This is a genomic window from Clostridioides sp. ES-S-0054-01 (genome assembly GCA_021561035.1).
Lineage (GTDB): Bacteria > Bacillota > Clostridia > Peptostreptococcales > Peptostreptococcaceae > Clostridioides.
Window position 1 is genome coordinate 1,832,336 of the sequence record CP067346.1, and the last position, 22,458, is coordinate 1,854,793.

The window sequence follows — 22,458 nt, forward strand, 5'->3', positions numbered from 1 at the left end:
TATTTATACTTAGTTAGTATGTCCTGTATAAAAGTTTTAATTCAAGGTATCAAAAATACCTTAAATAATTGAATTCAACTATTTAAGGTATTTCTGATAATTTTAATATTAAATTTTTTATAGATTTTCTGTTGCTTTTATTTATCTTAACAACAGATTCAACAAAACTCTTTTTATCTCCTAATTTTAAGACAAAATCAGGATATTCTTCAAATTCATTGAGCTTTATTAATTTGAAAGAAGAAGAAAGATTTTTAAAGTTAATAATTTTAGAGTTATTCACTAATACACTTCTTTTTTTAAAATAAATTTCTTTTTTACTTATATTTAGTATGTTTAATATTTGTTTAAGATATATTATTATATCTTCTGGAGTTTTATCAAATTTAAGTTCAAAATTTTCATCTTCAAAGTAGGGCATATAATATAAAGGTGTTTTTAGAGGAGGTAATTTATTGTACAATTCTTCAAGAATATCGACATTTTTAGCGGAGTTAAAGTAAAAGCATTTACATACGTTCATTAAATCCACAGCGTCTGAAAGTGAGTTATGTTTAATATCTCCTTTTACAGAAAAAATCTTTTTCATATTCAGTAAAGATAGTTGTCTAGATAAGATTCTATTATTGTATGTAATATGTTGAGATATAAAAGGTTGAATGTCAATCATCATATTAAACAACTCTAAGCATTTACCTGTATATTTATATACTCTGAATGAAGTTAGAAGACCAACTATATCAAAATCACCCCAATTATATATTGTAACATCATTAAATTTACAAAACCATTTATAAAAATCATCCAAAACATATAAAAGATTAGGAGCATTATTAATATCTAATTGGTTCAATTTAGTTAATTTTTTACATTTATTTGAAAGTATTGTATTGTATCTTGGCTTAACCAAAGAGTAATATTCATCTATTATATTAAATTTATTATCTACTAAAACTCCTCCAATAGAGATTAATTCGGCTCCATTATATTCTTTTGGTTTATTTTTATTATCATCTAATATATTAAATTCAAAATCTATAAATAACTTGTATTTCATAAGTCTAAAGCACATCCTCAAGTATATTATTTATTGAGTCTAAACATCATAAGAATCAATAGATATAATGACTCTAAACATCAAAGGCTCATTACAACTTTTATTTATTTCATAATTTAATTCAAATAAATCTTTTAAGATATAATTTATAAGTATTCTTTCCCAACCCATTTTTAAATTAACCTTAGAATCTAGCAATATATTTTCTATTTTTTTAAATATTTCTATATTTGCTGGTATTATACTGAGCTCAATATTACTTTTAAACGGGTTAGACTGTAAATCAGTTATAAGTATACTTTTTAACTCTTCTGTAAGCTCGGAAATTAAACTATCACCTATGTATTTTTTTATTATTTCCTCTCTAATTTCTCTTAAATTTAGCAATATTAGTACCTGCTACTTACGTTATATTATATAAAGTGCAGTAAAAATCTAAGTAAATTTTTTATTACACTTAAAATAGTAGCTTTTCCTTTCTTTTTAATACTATTATTTATTTTTGAGTTTTATTTGAATACATTTTTTTATAGAAGCAACTATTTATTCAGGAGCAAAACTCATAGCAGTAATAATATTAAAAGCATTTATATGAATAAGTTTATCGGATGGATCTTCGATTAAATCTACTATTGATTGAAGTGCATCGGGAATATACATCATATCCACCTTTGTACTTTCTGCTATATAAGATTTATATCTTTTATTTTTAACGCTTCATAATTATAGTGTCTACATCATATTTTTTTCAATTTGATGACCTACTCAGGATTTAATTTATGTAATCTTATTTTTATTTTATCAAATCTTTTGTTTAAATACAAAGAATTAAAAATAATAATATATGAATTAATTAAATGAAGTGTAGTGAATGTCTAAAAATTTAAAGTTAATATATGAGTGGATATTATATAATAAAAGACTAGATTAAATTATTATGTATAGATATAGATTGTGTGACTAAGTCACAGAAACTATAATAAATTTAATATATAATAAAAGCATATCAAATAAAGAATTAAATTAAAGTAACTTTATAAATAAAAAGTAATATAAATCGAGAAATTTATAAATTTATTTATAATAAATATATTTTAGATTTTATAGATACAAAAAATATTATATAAAATATGGGTACTATTATCATGTTTAAAAGTAGTAAAAAATATAAAATAAAATTTGAAAGGAAGTATAAAAATGACAAGACCATCAATATATCATAGCCAAGGATACACTTGTGCAGAGGCATTAATAAAGTCTTATAACGAGGAACACAACACAGATATACCAATCTCAATAGGAAGTGGTATGGGAGTTGGAATTACTGTTGGAAGTGTCTGTGGAGCTGTAAATGCAGCTATTGTTATAATAGGATATTTAAATGGACGAAATAGTAATTTAGATGAAAATATAGCAAGAAAATACTCAAGAGAATTAATGAATAGAGTAAGGGGTAAATATAGCACAGAAATATGTTCATCCTTGAAGAAAAATAAAGTGAGTTGTGAAGAAATAATAAATTTCACATACGATGCTTTAAATGAAATGCTAGAAAATCAAAAATAATTATAAAGAACAAGTATTTTGCATTTGATAGAATACTTGTTTTTTTATGTTATTTTTAATAAACTTTGGGTGTAGTAGGCAAGATTAAAACTGGATAATAACACATAAAACTGGATAATAACACAATTGTATAGTATTTATAATATTTTAAGTTGATTTTCACATATATGAGATGAGTAAAAAACAAAGATTATTCAATACTGGAGGGGTAGTTTAATGGAATATAGTTAACTTTTCAATTAATACAATCTAAAATTAATTTGACAATGTCGGATATTACTACTTGTTGTGTATTTTATATAAAATGGAATTAGTAAATAGTTATTATAAAATAATAATTTGTAAAGATATACATATGTATATCTTTACAAATTATACTGATTAGTTTTTTAATTCTTAACTAAATTTTTTTACATATGTCAATGCTATTTATACAATTAAAACATTTATCATTAGCACAGAGCTCCACCTGTAAGGTGTAAAGGAGCATCAAGTATATCTTCTTTTCTTTCCAAAACGTCATCTGATAAAAGCATTTCTATGAATTCATCAACACCTATTCTGTCTATAGTTATTCCAAAACGTTCACCTGTTTTACCTTGTTCTCTAAATAAAAGAATTGCCTTTTCAATTAAAGTCATAAGTTCCTGTTTTGAAAATAATCTATCAATCTGTGTTCCAGGACGAACAGATTTGCCCCATTTTCCTCCAATATATACTTTATAACTAGATTCTTTTTCTTCAATACTGTCAAAATTACAACTTTCTATACATTTACCACAGTTATTACATAGATTACTGTCTATTTCAAGTTTACCTTCATCTGTTAATTTAGCTGCTTTGACAGGACAGACTTCTATGACAGCACATTTTTTACAACCAACACAAAGTTCAGAGTCGTAATCAGGTACACGTTGACCAACAATTCCAAGGTCGTTTAAGTCGGGTTTAATACAGTTGTTAGGGCATCCTCCAACACCAATTTTAAATTTATGAGGTAGCTTTACATCATACCAACCTTTGTAAAATTCTTGATGTATTTTAGCAGCAAGTGCCTGTGTATCAGTTAAACCATGAACACAAACAGTACCCTTACAAGCTACAACAGGACGAACTCTTGAGCCAGTTCCGCCTGTGATTAGATTTTCACTAGCAATAAATTCACTTAAAGCTTCAATATCTTCAAATTTTACACCAGGTAATTCTACTGTTAATCTAGTAGTAAATGCTAGTTGACCATTTCCAAATTTTTCAGCAGCTTCTGTAATTTTTTTTGCTTGTGCTGTATTTATTACACCATTTACAGTTATTATACGTGCTACAAAATGTTCTCCGTCCCTACTTGGTATAAAACCTCTACCTTTTAATTCTTTTTTTTGTTCTGCTGTAATATTACTCATAATTACTCCTCCATTACCTTAAGATTTGGATAAAATAGTATTCCGCCTTCAAGAACTTTTGTATTTGTATAGCCAAAGCGTCTTAAGCGATTTTGGGCCATATAGCTATTTTTACCTTTAGCACATATAAGAAGAATTTTTTCGTCCTTAGCAAGACCTTCAATTTCTCCATTAATTTCACCAACAGGAAGATAACGCAAACTAGGAATAGAAGGAGCTTTTGAAACATCAAGTTTAGTCCAACTGTCAAAGTCTTCAATTTCGTCAAGTAAAACACTATCAAGTTCTCCGTTTAGTTTGTTTTGTAAAACATTTACTGATACTACAAATGGATGAATAGCAGTTGAAAAAGGTGGTGCATATGCAAGGTCCATACTTTCTAATGAATAAAGGTCAGCTCCTAAAGTTATTGCAGTAGCAGAGATATCTACTATTTTATCGACTGCTCCAGGTCCCATAACTTGAACACCTAATAATTTTCTTGTATTTTTTTCAGCAACCATTCTTATAATAAAATTAGAAGCACCTGGATAATAGTGAGCCTTATCATCAGTAGCTATGGTTACAGAGCAAACATTATAACCTTCTTTTTCAGCTATTTCTTTACTTAGACCTGTTTTTCCTACATTGAGTTCAGGTAATTTTACTACTGTTGTTCCAAGAACACCATTGTAAGTTTTAGATTTTCCAGATATATTTTGTGCACAAATTCTACCTTCATGATTTGCAGATGACCCCATAGGTGACCACGTAGGTTTATTTGTTAAAGAATTTTTTACAAAAGCACAATCTCCAACTACATATATATCTTTATCATTTGTAAGCATATATTCATCTGCAATAAGTGTGTTATTAGGAGCAAATTCTAAACCTGTGTCTTTTAGAAAACCTGTGTTGGGACGAATTCCAACTGACATGACTACCAAATCTGTTTTAATAACTCTATTTTTAGTACGAAGTTTTTCAACCTTATTTTCACCTTCAATACCTACAACTTGGTCACCTGTAAAAATCATTATACCTTTATCAGCCATATGATTTTCAACATATTCAGCAAAATCAGTATCAAATCCAGGCATGACATGTTCAGCCATATCAATAACACTTACACGTATACCCATTGCAGAAAGGTTTTCAGCAATTTCAAGACCAATGAAACCTCCGCCAATAACAACAGCTCTCTTAATACCATCTTCAATAGAATCTCTTAGTTTTATAGCATCATTTGGAGTACGCATAAAAAATATTCCAGGTAAATCAATTCCAGGTATTGGTGGTTTTATTGGGTCTGCTCCTGTAGCAATTACAAGTTTGTCATAGCTTAAATTTTCTTTTTCTCCTGTTGAAATCGTTTTCGAAGTTACTTGTTTTGCATTTCTATCAATAGATGTAACTTCAACTCCACAACGAATTTCTGCTCCTGTCAGTTTTGAAAAACTTTCAGGTGTATTTACGATTAAAGATGATTTGTCTTTAATAACCTTACCAACGTAATATGGAAGACCACAACCTGCGTAAGAAATATCATCACCTTTGTTTAGTATTGTAACAGAGCAATTATCACCCATTTCACGTTTTATTTTTGCAGCAGTTTTTGTTCCAGCAGCAACTCCACCTATAATTAATACTTTCACAATATACCACACTCCAATCTACTTTATAACTCTATGCTAAAATTATACTTCTTGACAATGTATTTGTAAAATACTAAAATATTAATAAAATCATAAGCATTTACTAATGTTTGCTAAGGTTGTGATAATATGACAATTCGTAGTCTTGAGATATTTGTTAAGGTTGCTGAATGTGGTAAAATGAGTGAAGTAGCAAGAAATATGTATATTACACAGTCATCAGTTAGTCAAGTTATTTCAGAAATAGAAAAAGAGTATGGAGTTAAGCTATTTGATAGAATTTCAAAAAAATTATACTTAACAGAAGCAGGAAAAAAACTTCTTGGATACGGAAGGCATCTTTTAGCTGTAAATGAAGAAATGAATGATTGCATGAAACACTGTGCAAAAAACATTCGTATAAGAGTTGGAGCAACAGTAACTGTTGGTACATGTGTAATAAGCCCAATAATATTAGAGTTATATAAGGTAAATCCCTTGATAGAACCAGAAGTATTTGTAGAGGATACAAGGTTGATTGCAAAGAAACTACTCAATAGTGAATTAGATATTGCAATTGTAGAAGGGAAAATTAAGCATCCAGATATTATTACAAAAAGTATTATTAATGACCATCTTGTACTTATATGTTCAAATAAGCATAAATTCTACAAAAGAGATTCTATAAAAGTTTCAGAACTTTCAAATCAACCATTAATTATGCGTGAATTAGGAAGTGGTACAAGAGCACAATTAGAAAAGCAATTAAAAGAATTAAAAATCCCAATGAATATTAGATGGTCATGTTATAATTCTGAAGCTATATTGAGAGCAGTTGTAGATAATTTTGGTATTGCAGTTATATCTGAATTACTTATTGAGGATTATTTAAAAAAGCATCTTTTGTGGGCTTGTGATATTGAAGGTATCAACTTACATAGAACATTTGATATTGCATATCATAAAAGCAAGTTTTTTACAGAAAATATTTCATCATTTTTTGATATTTCAGTAGAATTTGGAAAAAAACAAATGAGAAAAAAGAGTATAAGGGTCAACAATTTATAATATATCTAAGTAAAAATATTTAATAAAAATAAGAGCATATTAATATGCTCTTATTTTTATTAAATATTATATTACTAGAGAATTAAAAAAATCTCCTTATTATTTTAAACTACTTAGCATTAACCTATATTAACACCAAAATTTCCACATAATCCTGCAAGACCATCTTCAAAACCAGAGCCTAAGGCATTGAATTTCCATTCTCCATTATGTCTATATAATTCTGCAACTACTATTGCTGTTTCTATACTAAAATCTTCCCCTAACTCATATTTAATAAGTTCTTCATTAGTTTCTTCATTATAGATTCTTATATATGAATTTTCAACTTGTCCAAAATTTTGTCTTCTTGTAATGGCTTCATTTATAGTAACACTAAATGATATTTTAACAATGTTTTGTGGTATCTTAGATAAGTCCACATTTATTTGTTCATCATCACCATCACCAACACCTGTTCTATTATCACCCATATATTCAACTGCCCCAGAAGCGTGTTTTAAATTATTATAGAATATAAAATCTCCATCATTTGTTACTTTACCATCAGCTCCAGTTAAAAATGCAGAAGCGTCTAAATCAAAATCAAAACCACCATCATATTTATTAATATCCCATCCCAGTCCTACTATTACTTTTTTTAGACCAGGGTTAGTTTTTGTTAAACTTACTTTTTGTCCTTTTGCTAAAGTTATACCCATTTAAACCAACTCCTCGTTATAATTTTTTTTATTGTAATTATTATTTATATGTATTAGATAATTCACGAAGTTCTTCATTTTGACCAAGCCCTAAAGCATTAAATTTCCATTCTTCATTTCTGCGATAAATTTCCCCTGCCAAAACTGTTACTTTACCAGAGAAGTCCTCTTGAAGATTATATTTAAATAATTCTTGTTTGGAATTTGAATCAATTAGTCTTATAAAAGAATTATTCATTTGACTAAAATCTTGGTCTCTTTTTTTAGCTTTGTATATAGAAACTCCAAAAATTATTTTATGTACATATTCAGGTATATCATCTAAATTAACAATTATTTGTTCATCATCACCTTCGCCTCTTCCAGTTAAGTTGTCTCCAGTATGTATAATAGCTTTAGAAGGGTGTTTAAGATTTCCAAAATAAACTAAGTCACCTCTAGAGCTCATTTTATCTTGGTTAGTCAATGCTATTGCAAATGCATCTAGGTCATAGTTTTTTTTACCCAGTTTATTCATATCCCATCCTAATCCTACAACTAAATTTTTTACAGGATTATTGTCTTTTACTAAGCTAACTCTTTGTCCTTTTTGTAAACTAACACTCATTTTAAGTTCTCCTTTTTATATTTTTAGTTTGATTGTCAGTGCCAAGCATAAGAATCATGTTAGATATATTATATACGTATTTAGACTAATTTGGCTATATTTATAAATTATTTATTATATAATTACATGAATATTTTACAATTTAAACATGTCACTATTATATGGTTTAAATTATTTTGTAGTGTTATAATATTTAAATTTGTATTTGATTGTTACAAAATGGAGTAGGTATTTCAATCAGAGAGAATAATTTTTAAAGTTACTATTTAAATGAGAGTAAAGCTAGAAAGACTTATATAAAATAATAATTAATACATTTAATTGTTTATTTCAAAAAAAGCAAGTATGATATAATATATAAAAAGTTACATTTATATATGTTAATTATACTTGCTGTTTGTTTTGTAATTATTCTATTTTTTTAAATCCATTACCTAAAGCTTCATGTATATCTGTAATTATAATGAATGCATTGGGGTCGACATTTTTTACTAATTTTTTTAATTCGACAACTTCTTTCTTTTCAACTACTACTAAAAGCACATTCTTATTTTCTCCAGTATATGCACCTTCGCCTTTTAGGATAGTTGCACCTCTATCTAAGTCTTCCATTATTTTTTTACTTATATCTTTTGAAAGGTCAGATATAATAGTGAATGATTTTGAATAATTAAATCCTTCAATAAGCAAGTCACTAACTTTTACTAAAATGTATAAGGCGACAGTTGAATAAAGTGCAATTTCAACCTGTCTATTTACTATACCTGATAGAACTACTACAACGCAGTCAACAATACCCATTAAAACAGGTATACTAAACGTAGGAAAATATTTATTTAGTAGGAGTGCCATCAAATCAGTTCCACCTGTAGAGCCATTTATTCTAAAAATAAGACCTTGACCAACTCCCATTAAAATAGAACCAGATATAATTGCAAGATACATATCATTTGTTATATCTAATGTAGACATATTTGCAGTAAGTTTAAGTGCTATAGTAAGAAAAATTATTCCTAAAACTGTTTTAAAACAATCTTTCTTTGAAAGTATTTTGTAAGCAAATATGAATAATGGAACATTTAAAAGTAAATTGACAATCCAAAGTTCTACACCAAATAATGAATTTAAAACAACTCCAAGCCCAGTTATACCACCAGCAGCAATTGCATGTGGATTAAAAAATAAGTTAAGGGAAATTGCCATTAATATACAGCCTACAATTAATATTAAAATTTCTGAAAAAGTTATTCTATCTTTTTTCAATAACATCACTCCTTATATATAGATTATAATATATATTATATAGTTTTTCCAATTTTTAATAAAAGAAATAAAAATATATTATAAAAATAATTTGATTAGAATTTTCAGAAAATAAATGCTATAATTAAAAGTAAATTTAAGGGGAGGTCATAAAATGGCTAAATTAACTCTAGAACATATAAAAGGAAATACATATTATATTGCACTTCCTACAATAATAGGTGTATATATAGATGGTAATGATGTAATTTTAATTGACAGTGGAAACAATAAGGATACAGCTAGACAAGTTTTAAGATTGTTAGAGGAGAATAATTTAAATCTTAAATTAATAATAAACACTCATTCAAATGCAGACCATATAGGAGGAAATGCATATCTGAAAAATCAAACAAAATGTAAGATTGCCACGACTAAAATAGAAGGATATTTTACAGAAAATCCAATATTAGAATCAGTATTTCTATATGGAGGTTATCCAAGTAAAGCACTGAAGAATAAGTTTCTATTGGCAAAGGAAAGTGAAGTTGATTATATTATACCTTCAAATGGAAAAGTTGTAGACACAGAACTTGAAGCGATTTCTCTTCCAGGTCATTATTTTGAAATGATTGGTATTAGAACTCCAGATAATGTTTTGTTTGTTGCAGATAGTCTTACACCAGAGAATATAATTACTAAATATCATTTCTTCTTCCTATTAGATATAGATTCACAATTTAAGACACTAGAAAAATTGAGAATGTTAGAGGCAGATTTCTTTGTCCCAAGTCACTCTGTCAAAACTACAGATATAAAAAATTTAATTGATATTAACAAGAAGAAGATGGAAGAGATAATAGATAATATTAAAAAGGTTTGTTGTGAGCCAATTATGATTGATGAAGTTATTGAAAAAATGTGTGATTTGTACAATGTAAAGCTGGATGCTAATCAATACGTATTAGTTGGAAGTACAATACGTTCTTATATAACATATTTATATGAGAATGATATAGTTGAATATATATTTGATGGCGGTAAGATGATGATAAAAGCTGTGTAAACAGTCATAATTTTAAAATTATACAATTGAATTATTTGAGTATGACTGTTGTAATAGGAATTAATAGGTATGAAACAGCAGGACCTATAGGAGATAGACAGACTTATGATACGGTAATATTGTCTAATGTATATAAAAGTCTATCTGATAAACTTTCATCAAGTGGATTAGCTGGAGCTATTAACGTACCAATACTTTTGACTAAAGAAATGAAATACCAAAAGTTACTTCAAATAGACTAGATAATAAGAATTTTAATGTTGTAAAAAAATTATATATAATTGGTGGTTATAATACTATTGAAAATTCAGTAGAAAAAGATGTAAAAGCATTGACTGGATAAATAACTATATTTTATTTTAAATATATAATATAATAAAATAGAATATATCAAATGTAGAAGGTGATAGCCTATGAAAAAAATAACAATAAATGATATTGCTAACTTGGCAGGAGTATCTAAAAGTACTGTATCAAGATATCTAAACAATAAAGATATCAGTGATTCTACTAAAAAGAAAATAAAGAAAATAATAGATGAACATGGATATGAGCCGAATGCATTTGCTCAAAGCCTGAGAGCTAAAAAAACATACTTTATTGGTATTATAGCACCTTGTTTAGATTCTTTTGTAAAATCTAAAATTATGATGGCAATAGACGAAGAACTTAAAGAGTTAAAATATACATCATTAATTATTAATACTAGTAGAAAAATAAGGTCGGAAATAGATAGTATATCAAAATTAGCTAGACTAAAAGTTGATGGAATAATACTAGTTGGTACTGAAATAACTAAAGAACATAAAAATGAAATTGAAAAGTTAGATATACCAATAGTTGTAGTTGGACAAAAGGTTGATGGTATCAATAGCATAGTGAATGATGATTATGAGGCAGGGTATACAATGGGTCAATATATTGCTAATAAAAATTACAAAAAAATTGTATATTTAGGTGTTGATGAAAATGATATATCAGTTGGTTTAAATAGAAAAAATGGAGTACTTAATGGTTTAAAAGATAAAGGATATGATGCAAAAGTATTTTATACTGATTTTGACCAAGAAACATCTATACAAAAAAGTAGAGAAATGTTAGAAAATGAAAATCCAGATATGATAATATGTGCAACTGATAATATAGCAATAGCAACAATGAAAGAAATCAATAAGATAGGTAAAAATATACCACAAGATATATCTGTAGCTGGATTTGGAGGATATGACGTATTGTCTATTATAAGCCCTAAACTTACAACAATAAAGTTTGAAAATGAAAATGCAGGTAAGGTAGCAGCAAATACAATAGTAAACTTAATAGAAGAAAGAAAAGAACCATTATTAAAGGAGATTAAATTTGAATTAATAGAAGGCGAAAGTACAATAAATAAAACTTAGAATGCACATTACGTATATTAGTAATGTGTATTTTTTTATTAAAAAAGAACTATAATTCTAAAAATAGGAAAACTTTTTCAAAAGAAGTATTGCATTCGAAATAAATTTATGATAATCTTTTATTAAACCGGTTTCGAAACCGGTTTAATAAAATCGAAAGGGAGAGCAAAATGAGTGCAAAAATAACTGATTACAATAAAGTATCAAAGCAATTATTAGAGTACATAGGGAATAAACAAAATATAAAAGGCGTAGCACATTGTGCAACTAGATTAAGAATTGTTTTAGATAGCAATGATAAAGCAAATATAAAAGCAATAGAAGAATTAGACGGAGTAAAAGGAGTATTTATAGCATCAAACCAACTTCAAGTAGTATTTGGAGCAGGAATAGTAAACAATGTTTATAAGGAATTTAGTAAAATATCAGGATTTGAAAATATGTCATTAAGTGATGTTAAATCTGAATCGACTCAAAAACAAAACAAATTTCAACAAGCTATAAAATCTTTATCAGATGTATTTGTGCAGATAATACCGGGATTATTAGCAGCAGCATTGCTAATGGGTATTACAGGGCTTTTAGGTCAAGAAGGAATATTTGGAGAATTGTCAATAATAGAAATGTATCCTCAATTAGCAGGGCTTAATAGATTTATAAGTATAGCATCAACAGGAATATTTACTATATTACCAATGTTAGTAGTATATTCTGCAACTATGAGATTTGGAGGAAGTCCAGTATTAGGTCTAATAATAGGAGCTATAATGCTTCATCCAGAACTTGCAAATGCATATGCAGTAGGAAATGGTAGTGTAGTACCAGAAATAATAGATTTATTTGGATTAAAAATTGAGTTAGTAGGATTCCAAGGTGGAATAATAGTAGCTCTTATGATGGGATTTGTAGTAGCTAAGTTAGATAAATTCTTTAACTCAAAAATACATGATATGCTTAAGTTATTCTTAGCGCCGATATGTACAGTTATAGTAGCATCATTTTTATTATTTGTTGTAGTTGGTCCATTAGGAAGAGGCTTAGCAAACATAGTAACATCATCTTTATTATGGACGACTGAAAACTTAGGAATACTTGGATATATGATATTTGCTGGAGTACAGCAAGTTATAGTTATAACAGGACTTCACCATGTTATAGGAGCTGTTGAAGCACAACTTATAGCAGATACAGGAGTTAACTTTATAATGCCTCTTATGTCAGTAGCATTAATAGGTCAAGGTGGAGCTGTATTAGGATACTTAGTATTAAATTGGAAAGATATAAAAGCTCGTCAAATAGGAATATCTTCATTTGCTTCAGTATTATTTGGAATATCAGAACCAGCTATATTTGGAGTTACTTTAAAATATAAGTATCCATTAATAGCAGGGTGTATAGGTGGAGCAATAGGCGGTGCGTATATATACATGATGAAAGTAACAGCATTGGCATTTGGAGCAACAGCAGTGCCAGGGTTAGCGATAGTGTCTACTCAAGGTGGGGGACATATTCAATATATATTAGCACATTTAATAGCAATAGTTGTAGCTATGATAGTAACAATATTACTTGGAAAATTACAGAAAAAATCAGTTAATTAATAAATTATAGATAGCATTAAAAAATGCTATCTATTAATGATTTTTAAGACTATATAAAATTATAAAAGAAAAGGAATAAATGTATGTACAAAGAGCCTAAATATAGAACAATATTAGAATCGACAAAAGAAGAATTAAATAGATTAAGAAATATATCTTTAAATGATAAATATAAACCACTATTTCATATACATCCACAACATGGACTACTTAATGACCCAAATGGATTAGCATATTATAATGGTAAATACCATGTATTTTATCAATGGTATCCATATGATGTAACTCATGGAATGAAGCATTGGGCTTATGTAAGTTCAGATGATTTTGTAAATTGGAATAGAGAAGATGTAGCATTAATACCAATTAAAAGTTATGAATCTCATGGAGCATATTCAGGAAATGCGATAGAAGTAGATGAAAAACTACACATGTATTATACAGGGAATATAAAGTATAGTGCAGAAGATAGATATGCATATCAAAACTTAGCTATAATGGATAAAGACGGCAAAATAACTAAATATGAAAATAATCCAATAGTAAGTGAAATACCAAAAGGATATACAGGACATGTAAGAGACCCAAAGGTATTTAAAAAAAATGCTAAATACTTTATGCTACTTGGAGCACAAACAAGTGAAAAAAAGGGAGCTATAATAGTATATGAATCTGAAAACTCTATAGATTGGCATTTTAAAGGAGAATTGAATGTAAAAAATATAGATGAAGATTTTGGTTACATGTGGGAATGTCCAGATTATATTAATATAGATGGAAAAGATATATTAATATTTTCACCACAAGGAGTAGAACCTAAAGGATTTGATTATCAAAATATATATAACGTAGTATATGCTATTGGTAATATGGATTTAGATAATTTAGAATTTGAAATAGATATAATGAAAGAAATGGAAAAAGGATTTGATTTTTATGCACCACAAACATTTGTAAAAGACTCACAAACAATACTATTTGCATGGGCTGGAATGGGAGAAGTTTTATATCCTACAGATAAAAATAAGTGGGCACACTGTCTGACTGTTCCAAGAAAATTAAATATAAAAAATAATAAGTTATTACAAATGCCTGTAGATGAATTAATTAAATTGAGATATGATGAAACAAGTGGACAAAATACTATAAAAGATAATATCGATATTATAGAAAATGATGAAAATTTATATGAACTTAATATTAATATAAAAAATATTGATAGTGATAAATTTGGTCTAGAATTATTTGCATCACAAGATGAAGGTGTAAAATTAGAATTTGATAAGGTAGAAAGCACAGTAACTTTAGACAGGAGCAACTTTGAAAAAGTTTTCGGTGTTGAGTATGGAACAAATAGAAAAGAATATATAAATATTGATGAAAATACTAATATCAAAGCACTAGCAGATAGAAGTATTTTAGAAATATTTATAAATGATGGTGAAACAGTATTTACTAGTAGAATATTTGCTAAAGCAAATTCTAGTCAAATAAAGGTTTATAGTGATAAAATAGTAAAATATAAGTATACTAAATATAAATTAAAGCAAGGTATTGAATTATAAAAACATATTATAAGGGGTAGAAAAGATGAAAAAAGTAATTAGCATAGGAGAAGCTTTAATAGACTTTATACCTAATCAAAATGGTTGTAAATTAAAAAATGTATCAGGATTTAAAAGAGTAGCAGGAGGAGCTCCAGCAAATGTTAGCGCTGTTGTAGCAAAACTTGGAGGCAAATCAAGTTTTATATCGAAGTTAGGGAAAGATGCATTTGGTGATTATATAATAGATGTATTAAATGAAGTAAATGTAAATACTAATTATGTATTAAGAACAAATAAAGCAAATACGGGGCTTGCTTTTGTATCATTAAAAGAAGATGGTAATCGTGATTTTTCATTTTATAGGAATCCAAGTGCAGATATGCTTTTAGAAGCTGATGAAGTTAAAAAAGAGTGGTTTGATAATTGTCATAGCCTACATTTTTGTTCAGTAGATTTAATAGATAGTCCAATGAAATTAGCGCACAAAAAAGCAATAGAATATGCACTTGAGAATAATAGTATAATAAGTTTTGACCCTAATATAAGGTTACCTTTATGGGATAGTGAACAGTCTTGTAAAAATGCAATATTAGAATTTTTACCTTTTGCTCATATTGTTAAGATATCTGACGAAGAATTAGAATTTATAACAGGAGAAAATGATATAGAAAATGCACTACATAAGCTTTTTGTAGGGAGTGTTGAGTTAGTATTATATACAAAAGGAAAAGATGGAGTAGATGCATACACTAAAAAAGTAAAAGGCATGTGTAAAGGGGTCAAAGTAAATGCAATAGATACAACAGGAGCAGGAGATTCTTATATAGGTTCATTCTTATACACATTATTAGATAACCAAATAACATTAAATGATATAAAAGAAATGAAGCAAGAAACATTAAATAAATATTTGGAGTTTTCTAATTATTATGCAGCTCGTAGTACAACTATCAAAGGCGCTATAAATTCATATGCAACAAAGAAAGAAATAGCTGAATTTATAAATAATTTATAGTAGTAACAAGTAATTGGATTTGAAGAGGATGGTATTTCAAAGAAAATTATTTATGATATAAATATTGGTAGGTATTTTTCGTTAAAAATATTTTAAGTGTGTGTTTGAATATGTAAATGTTGTTGGAAATCTCTGTACTTCATTAGATTTAATAGCAAATAATGTAAAACTGAAAAAAGCAAATATAGGAGATTTGATTTCAATTAGTAATGCTGGGAGTTACTCATATTCTTTATCTCCACTGCTATTTTCTAGTTATGAGCTTCCTAAGCAATATTATAAAAGAAGAGATGGATACATTGAATAAATTATATTTTAAATATTTAGTTTAGGATATATAATTTTTTATGTATAATGATGAAAATATATATAGTTTTGAGTGACAAAAGGTATAGAGAGCCATAATAGTTCTTTATACCTTTATTTTGTTTTGTAAATTTACTATATTTGTTTTATGAATTTACTATTTCAATAATTGTGCCTTCTGGAAACAATGTTCTAAAAATAAATCTGACTAATGGTCCTGCAATTAGCAGTTGTAATGGTAATGCAATAATAAAATTATTTACTATATTTATAATCCATATAGTGATAAGTGTACTAGAAAACCCAATTGATTTAATGGCTCCAAATAAAGACATACATAAAACCATTCCACATACCATACAACTTGATATAACAATAGCCTTTATAATTTGTTTAGAATCTGGGCTTATAATACTAAATGCTATTTTCTTTGCAATATTAGAAACAATAAACCAGTCAAAAATCATAGCTATGATATATGTAATTGGAAAATCCAACCATGCATCTTTAAAAGTATCTAATGAGAATTTATCGTGTATAGAAATATTATAAACGCTCATAAAAAAGACCATAAAAGCACACATAAGTACTGTAAATATTAAACTTTCTTTTCTATTTTGTGGCATATTCATCTACCTCCAAGTGTAATTTATTTCTATTAGGATTATACATGAAGAAAAATTTTGTCGTAAGTAAAATTTTTAAAATTTTAAATTTATTTTTAGAACGGACTTAAATGAATATAAAAAAATTTTATTTTTTATAGTTATCCATAGAAATTGGTTTTTTATCTATTTTAATTTTATATTGTAGAATAAAGATTTATTATGTAATTTGTTATGAAATTATATCAAGAAATAGTTCTTGGTAAAAATTGGAAAATATTATTATCGACAAAATCTTTGACTTAAAAACTATATTGCGATAGTATTAATTTAATAAAAGTTTGAGAGGGGCGTAAGGTTATGACAATTTCAAAAATACCACAAGCAGAATTAAAAGTTATGAAGTTTATTTGGGGGAAAAATGATACAGTAACATCAAAAGAAACTATTGAAGCTATGGAAAAAAAATATGGATGGAAACAAACAACTACATTGACACTTTTATCAAGACTTGTTAAAAAGCATTTTTTAAATGCAGAAAAAATAGATAGATATACTCATTATACAATAGTTGTTGGACATAAGGAGTATTTAAGTGTTGAGACAAAAGATTTTTTAAGTAATATACACGACAATTCTTTACAGAGTTTGGTTTCCGCACTACATGACGATGAAGTCATAGATAAGGATACATTAGATTTATTTGAAAGTCATTTTAAAAACTTAGAAGAGGAGTAATTATGTAGTCTAAAACTCTAAGATTTAAATTAATATATGGCTGAAAAAATCCATAAATGGTATTATTTAATCAGTTACTCACTATTTCATAAAGTAATATTAAATAGGTTTTAATTAGTAAAGTACCTATAAATATTTGGAATAGGAGTATCAAATTAAATGATACCACTTATCCTATTAAATAGTGACTTTTAACATTTAAAATAATTTTATAACCTATCAATATTTACTAATCTAAATCATTATTTCTATTTAACCATATCAAAATATACCCCAATACAATTTATTCAAATAAAAAGCTAATATTTACTTTTTTATGTATATTTTTACATAATTTTATATAAGAGTTTTTTTATTAAAGGTATATATACTTATATATAGAAATATTATTTTAAAAAGTATTTTTAACTTTAAAAATTAATGTTAAAAAGTAAGCTTATAAACTAATATTAAAAATTATATTTTAAATATCTTAAATGAACCAGTCTTACATATATTTCCGATAGATTATATTGATAAAAAACACTAAAATTAAATTAATAAAAGTACTTGGAGGGATGGTAATGAAAGAGGAAAATTTTATTAATATTGAATACGAGGATAAACGTTTTTCAATTAATAGCAAAGAAGTTTTGTACATAGAGAAGCAAGAATATGAATCAAAGATTTATACAGAAAATGGTAATTATGAAGTTGGAGAAAATGCTCCTTGTATAAGAAAACTAATAAAAGAAGAAAATTTTTTCAAATGTAGTAATAGCTATATTGTAAATTTAGACAAGTGTGAATTTTATCTAAGCAATAATTGTATTTTTGTGAATAATAATTTTATAAGAATTTTAGGTTCAGAAAGAAAAAAGAAGTTAAAAAAGAAATTAGAAAAATTATATGATTATGAAGATTAATCTTGAGAGGCTGTATTTTATACAGCCTCTTTATTTATTGTATTATTAATAAATTTCAAATTATGATAAAATATAAAACAAGTAACTTATTTCAAAATAAAATACTTTTAAAAGAAAGAGACGAGATATGGGAGATTATAATAACATGCTTGAATTAAAAAATAACTCAGGTACTAACGAAAGACAGTTAAAATATCCTTGTATCTATAAACATTTCAAAGGAAAATATTATGCTACAATGGGGATTAGTAAAGCTATTGATAATGTAGAAAACATATGTGAACTATACAGTGGAGAAAATTTAATCCAAAATAGAAATAAATATAAGTTGATTATTAGACATACTGAAAGAGAAGAAAATATCTATGTATATATGGATTTAGATGGAAATTTTTATCATAAAAAAGAAAAAGATACTAATGATTTAGTTTTATACAAGACTTTATATGATGATACAGGAATATTTGCAAGACCTTTGGATATGTTTTTAGAAAAAGTAGATACAGATAAGTATGTTAATCCAATTCAAAAGTACAGATTTGAAGAAGTTTATAAATAATATAAGAAAGATGTGTTTATAAATTTAGAAAAATCCTTTAATAGTACAATAACTTGTAGAAATATAAATGAGATTTATTGTAAATAATATGTTAGATTAGGTTATAAAATAGAAACAAAGTAAAGTATTATATGATATAATTAAGTTTTGAGAAGTGATAATTTACATTTAATAAAAATAGCATATATTAGGAGGACATATGGGAAATACTTTTTATATAGTTAGACATGGACAAACAGATTGGAATCTATTAGGAAAAACGCAAGGTCATGGTAATTCTGACCTTACACCTCAAGGTATAAATCAGGCAAAAGAACTTTCTGAAGATATTGGAAAGTATCCAATTGATTATATTTTTAGTAGTGACCTTGGAAGAGCAATGCAAACAGCTCAAATTTTAGGAGATAAGCTTAATATTGAAGTTCAAAAAACTGAAGCACTTAGAGAAATGGGATTTGGAGTTTGGGAAGGTCTTTTAATAAAAGAAATTCAAAAAGATTACTCAGATATATATTCAACATGGAGAAATGAGCCACACTTAGTAAATATACCAGAAGGCGAAACTCTTAAAATTATAAAAGAAAGAGTAGATGCTTTTATAAAGGAATTAAATGAAAAATATGATAATAAAAATATAATTCTTGTTACACATTCAATTACATTGAGAGTTATGTTATTGTCATTTTTAGAATCAGGTATGGAAAATATATATAGAATTAAGCAGGATAATACTGCTTTAAACATAGTAGAATTTAAAGATTATGGACCTGTTATAATAAAAATGAATGATACAAGTCATATAAAAAATCATGTAAAGATAAATAATTCTGCATTAGAGTAGGAATCAATTATAAGGAGAAATTTATGAGTAAAGTTATAGTAGTTGGTGGAGGTGCCTCTGGAATGATGGCAGCTTTGGTAGCTTCGAAAAATAATAATGAAGTAATATTAGTTGAGAGAAATGGAGAATTAGGGAGAAAGCTAAGAGCAACTGGTGGAGGTAGATGCAATTTTACCAATAACAGGGAGATAGAAGATTTTTTTGATAAAGTCGTTAATAATAAAAAATTTCTTTATAGTAGTTTCTATACGTTTACAAATAAAGACCTTATTTCGTATTTTGAAAGTAGAAATTTAAAATATAAGATTGAAGAAGAAAATGACCACAAAGTATATACTAAAAATGATAAATCTATAGAAGTAATAGAAGTATTAAATAAAGATTTACTCAATCACAATGTAAAGATAGTGTATAATAAAAAAGTTGCAGACATTATAACTGAAGACATTGCTCCAAAAGATGACTTTAATAAGGACAAGTCAAAGTATCTAGTAAAAGGAATTATTTTAGATAATGGAGATAAGATACTAGGAGACAAGATTATTATATCAACTGGAGGAGTGAGTTATCCAAAAACGGGTTCAGATGGTTCAATGTACAAGATTCTTAAAAATCATGGACATACATTAAATAAACTATATCCTGCTTTAGTTCCGCTTAGAATAGAGGAAAAATGGATTAAAGATTTGCAAGGAATATCCATGAAGAATGTGGAAATATCTTGTAAGATTAAGAAAAAGAAAATATCAAAATCGGGGGATATGTTATTTGCACATTTTGGGATAACAGGACCTTGTGTGCTTATAATGTCTTCTTATATTAATAAGATTGTTGAAAAAGAAAAGGTAGAATTAAATATAGATTTCTTACCAAATTTAAGTCATGATGAAATTTCTAGTATAATCAGAGAATTTCCAAATAAAAATATTATAAATAATCTTAGGCAAATACTACCTCAAAATTTCTTAAAAGAAATACTATCTCTATTATCTTTGAGTGATAAAAAAGCAAGTGATTTATCTAAGGTAGATGAAATTAAAATTATTGAGTATATAAAAAATATGAAGCTAACTTGTAATGGAACTACAGGTATAAACACTGGTATGGTTACTTCTGGTGGTATCTCAGTTAAAGAAATTAATTCCTCTACTATGGAATCTAAATTAATTAAGAACTTGTTTTTTACAGGTGAGGTAATTGATATAGATGCAGAAACTGGTGGATACAATTTACAAATAGCGTTTTCAACTGGATACCTTGCAGGTATTAGTGTATAAATGTAGTTTTTTTATTAATAATTAAATATAAATAGAGGTGTATATATGGGTAATTTAGTTATAGCCGTAGATGGTCCAGCAGGAGCTGGAAAGAGTACAATAGCTAAGATAGTAGCAAAAAAGTTAAACATAAATTATATAGATACAGGTGCTATGTATAGAGCAGTTACTTATAAATGTTTAAAAAGTGGTATTGATGTCAATAATGAGAAGGAAGTTATTCAAATAGCTAGAAATTCAGATATAGATTTTAAAAATAATAGTATATACTTGGATAAAGAAGTTATAGACGAAGAAATAAGAACAATAGAAGTAAGTAACAATGTTTCTAATGTAGCTAAGATAAAAGAAGTAAGAGAGTTAATGGTTGAAGTTCAACGAAAAATAGGAACAAAAAGTTCAGTAATATTAGATGGTAGAGATATAGGTTCATATGTTTTCCCAAATGCAGATTATAAATTCTTTTTAGTAGCTACTCCAGAAGAAAGAGGAAGTAGACGTTATAAAGAACTTTGTAATAAGGGATATAATACTACTTTAAAAGAAGTAATTGAAGATATAATAAAACGAGATGAAATGGATTCAAATAGAGAATTTGCTCCATTAGTAAAAGCTAATGATGCATTAGAAATAGATACTACAGGAAAAACTATAGAAGAGGTTGTGTATGAAGTTGTGTCTAAAATAAATCTTTAGTTTAATGTATCAGAATGAAAATATAATGTAGTGTTGAAGGGAGATAAACGTGAATTTTTATAGATTTGCAATAAATATTTTTAAGGGTTTTTCTAAATTATTTTTTAAGTATGAGGTTATAGGTGCACAGAATATCCCTGATAGAGGGAATATAGTAATAGCTTCAAATCATAAGTCCAATCTTGACCCTATATTCTTGGCAGCGGCTATAGAAAATAGAGAAATAGCTGCAATTGCAAAAAAAGAATTATTTGAAGTAAAGCCATTAGGATTTATATTAAAAAAATTGCATGTTATGCCTATAAATAGAGAAAAGCCAGATGTATCTACAATAAAAACTATTTTAAGGTCAATTAGAGATGGTTATGTATTAGGAATATTCCCGGAAGGGACTAGAATAAAGGGGGATTCTTTTGGTAAGGCTAAGGCAGGTCTTTCTGTATTTACAATAAAAAGTAAGTCTAAAGTTGTTCCAGTATCAATAATATCCAAATATAAACTTTTTAGTAAAGTAATTGTATATATTGGAGAGCCAATATCATTTGAAGAACATTTTAAGGAAAAATTAAGTAATGATGACCATGAAAGAATATCACAAGAGATTTTAGAAGTGATAAAACAAAATTACTTTAAATATTCAAAATAAGG

At 26.8% G+C, this 22,458-nt stretch carries 22 protein-coding genes and 3 pseudogenes; 16 read left to right on the top strand and 9 right to left on the bottom strand.

All coding sequences use genetic code 11. The features are described 5' to 3' along the window. Positions 1-82: 82 nt before the first annotated feature. The 3 genes and pseudogenes from JJC02_08850 to JJC02_08860 all read right to left on the bottom strand — a co-directional run bounded on the left by JJC02_08850 (position 83) and on the right by JJC02_08860 (position 1,774). The gene (locus JJC02_08850; GenBank protein ID UDN56238.1) at positions 83-1,057 is read right to left on the bottom strand and encodes an exonuclease domain-containing protein; all 975 of its coding nucleotides are present in this window, start codon (positions 1,055-1,057) and stop codon (positions 83-85) included. A 39-nt stretch (positions 1,058-1,096) separates the two neighbouring features. Then, positions 1,097-1,444, bottom strand: a complete 348-nt coding sequence (locus tag JJC02_08855) for a hypothetical protein (GenBank protein ID UDN56239.1) — start codon at positions 1,442-1,444, stop codon at positions 1,097-1,099. 159 nt (positions 1,445-1,603) lie between these two features. Continuing rightward, a pseudogene (locus tag JJC02_08860) lies at positions 1,604-1,774 on the bottom strand (UDP-glucose 4-epimerase). A gap of 480 nt (positions 1,775-2,254) precedes the next feature. On the opposite strand from JJC02_08860, the gene JJC02_08865 reads away from it, so the two are divergent. Next, the gene (locus JJC02_08865) at positions 2,255-2,623 is read left to right on the top strand and encodes a C-GCAxxG-C-C family protein (GenBank protein ID UDN56405.1); all 369 of its coding nucleotides are present in this window, start codon (positions 2,255-2,257) and stop codon (positions 2,621-2,623) included. A gap of 452 nt (positions 2,624-3,075) precedes the next feature. On the opposite strand, the gene JJC02_08870 is transcribed toward JJC02_08865, so the two are convergent. Together JJC02_08870 and JJC02_08875 are read right to left on the bottom strand one after the other, a co-directional pair. After that, positions 3,076-4,023: a (4Fe-4S)-binding protein gene (locus JJC02_08870; protein UDN56240.1), complete on the bottom strand. Its 948-nt coding sequence runs from the start codon at positions 4,021-4,023 to the stop codon at positions 3,076-3,078. 2 nt (positions 4,024-4,025) lie between these two features. Next, a complete protein-coding gene (locus JJC02_08875; protein UDN56241.1) occupies positions 4,026-5,657 on the bottom strand; it encodes an FAD-dependent oxidoreductase in 1,632 nt (543 codons plus the stop codon). Between the two features lie 129 nt (positions 5,658-5,786). Here JJC02_08875 and JJC02_08880 point away from each other — a divergent pair, with 129 nt between their 5' ends. After that, the gene (locus tag JJC02_08880) at positions 5,787-6,704 is read left to right on the top strand and encodes a LysR family transcriptional regulator (protein UDN56242.1); all 918 of its coding nucleotides are present in this window, start codon (positions 5,787-5,789) and stop codon (positions 6,702-6,704) included. Positions 6,705-6,823: 119 nt separating this feature from the next. Here the strand turns inward: JJC02_08880 and JJC02_08885 are convergent, their stop codons facing one another. From JJC02_08885 to JJC02_08895, 3 genes are all read right to left on the bottom strand, one after another. Next, complete coding sequence (locus JJC02_08885) at positions 6,824-7,405, bottom strand: TerD family protein (GenBank protein UDN56243.1); 582 nt, start codon at positions 7,403-7,405, stop codon at positions 6,824-6,826. Between the two features lie 40 nt (positions 7,406-7,445). Continuing rightward, the gene (locus tag JJC02_08890) at positions 7,446-8,012 is read right to left on the bottom strand and encodes a TerD family protein (GenBank protein UDN56244.1); all 567 of its coding nucleotides are present in this window, start codon (positions 8,010-8,012) and stop codon (positions 7,446-7,448) included. Positions 8,013-8,420: 408 nt separating this feature from the next. Next, positions 8,421-9,281 (bottom strand): YitT family protein, encoded by an 861-nt coding sequence (locus tag JJC02_08895; GenBank protein ID UDN56245.1) that lies wholly within the window; start codon positions 9,279-9,281, stop codon positions 8,421-8,423. A 148-nt stretch (positions 9,282-9,429) separates the two neighbouring features. Here JJC02_08895 and JJC02_08900 point away from each other — a divergent pair, with 148 nt between their 5' ends. From JJC02_08900 to JJC02_08930, 7 genes and pseudogenes are all read left to right on the top strand, one after another. After that, positions 9,430-10,320 carry an MBL fold metallo-hydrolase gene (locus tag JJC02_08900; GenBank protein ID UDN56246.1) on the top strand — a complete coding sequence of 297 codons (891 nt, stop codon included), beginning with the start codon at positions 9,430-9,432 and terminating at the stop codon, positions 10,318-10,320. 50 nt (positions 10,321-10,370) lie between these two features. Next, positions 10,371-10,648 (top strand): annotated as a pseudogene (locus JJC02_08905) (cell wall-binding repeat-containing protein). An 85-nt stretch (positions 10,649-10,733) separates the two neighbouring features. Beyond that, on the top strand, positions 10,734-11,720 hold the full coding sequence (locus tag JJC02_08910; protein UDN56247.1) for a LacI family DNA-binding transcriptional regulator: 987 nt from the start codon (positions 10,734-10,736) through the stop codon (positions 11,718-11,720). Positions 11,721-11,890: 170 nt separating this feature from the next. After that, positions 11,891-13,321, top strand: a complete 1,431-nt coding sequence (locus JJC02_08915) for a PTS transporter subunit EIIC (protein UDN56248.1) — start codon at positions 11,891-11,893, stop codon at positions 13,319-13,321. 83 nt (positions 13,322-13,404) lie between these two features. Beyond that, positions 13,405-14,886, top strand: a complete 1,482-nt coding sequence (locus JJC02_08920; protein ID UDN56249.1) for a sucrose-6-phosphate hydrolase — start codon at positions 13,405-13,407, stop codon at positions 14,884-14,886. A gap of 25 nt (positions 14,887-14,911) precedes the next feature. Next, on the top strand, positions 14,912-15,883 hold the full coding sequence (locus tag JJC02_08925) for a carbohydrate kinase (GenBank protein UDN56250.1): 972 nt from the start codon (positions 14,912-14,914) through the stop codon (positions 15,881-15,883). A 106-nt stretch (positions 15,884-15,989) separates the two neighbouring features. Next, a pseudogene (locus tag JJC02_08930) lies at positions 15,990-16,190 on the top strand (pyridoxal-dependent decarboxylase). A gap of 145 nt (positions 16,191-16,335) precedes the next feature. Here the strand turns inward: JJC02_08930 and JJC02_08935 are convergent. Next, entirely contained in the window at positions 16,336-16,815 is a 480-nt protein-coding gene (locus JJC02_08935; protein UDN56251.1) for a DUF2798 domain-containing protein, read from the bottom strand. 339 nt (positions 16,816-17,154) lie between these two features. Between JJC02_08935 and JJC02_08940 the strand changes: the two genes are divergently transcribed. The 7 genes from JJC02_08940 (at position 17,155) to JJC02_08970 (ending at position 22,456) form a co-directional block, all read left to right on the top strand. Then, positions 17,155-17,532 carry a BlaI/MecI/CopY family transcriptional regulator gene (locus tag JJC02_08940; GenBank protein ID UDN56252.1) on the top strand — a complete coding sequence of 126 codons (378 nt, stop codon included), beginning with the start codon at positions 17,155-17,157 and terminating at the stop codon, positions 17,530-17,532. A 563-nt stretch (positions 17,533-18,095) separates the two neighbouring features. Continuing rightward, positions 18,096-18,437 carry a LytTR family transcriptional regulator gene (locus tag JJC02_08945; GenBank protein UDN56253.1) on the top strand — a complete coding sequence of 114 codons (342 nt, stop codon included), beginning with the start codon at positions 18,096-18,098 and terminating at the stop codon, positions 18,435-18,437. A gap of 145 nt (positions 18,438-18,582) precedes the next feature. Next, the gene (locus JJC02_08950; GenBank protein ID UDN56406.1) at positions 18,583-18,996 is read left to right on the top strand and encodes a DUF1653 domain-containing protein; all 414 of its coding nucleotides are present in this window, start codon (positions 18,583-18,585) and stop codon (positions 18,994-18,996) included. Positions 18,997-19,195: 199 nt separating this feature from the next. Further along, positions 19,196-19,837 carry a histidine phosphatase family protein gene (locus JJC02_08955; protein UDN56254.1) on the top strand — a complete coding sequence of 214 codons (642 nt, stop codon included), beginning with the start codon at positions 19,196-19,198 and terminating at the stop codon, positions 19,835-19,837. A gap of 23 nt (positions 19,838-19,860) precedes the next feature. After that, positions 19,861-21,114 (top strand): NAD(P)/FAD-dependent oxidoreductase, encoded by a 1,254-nt coding sequence (locus JJC02_08960; GenBank protein ID UDN56255.1) that lies wholly within the window; start codon positions 19,861-19,863, stop codon positions 21,112-21,114. A gap of 45 nt (positions 21,115-21,159) precedes the next feature. Then, a complete protein-coding gene (locus tag JJC02_08965) occupies positions 21,160-21,810 on the top strand; it encodes a (d)CMP kinase (GenBank protein UDN56256.1) in 651 nt (216 codons plus the stop codon). A 49-nt stretch (positions 21,811-21,859) separates the two neighbouring features. After that, positions 21,860-22,456, top strand: coding sequence for a 1-acyl-sn-glycerol-3-phosphate acyltransferase (locus JJC02_08970; protein UDN56257.1), 597 nt, complete (start codon positions 21,860-21,862; stop codon positions 22,454-22,456). The last annotated feature ends 2 nt before the right edge of the window (positions 22,457-22,458 follow it).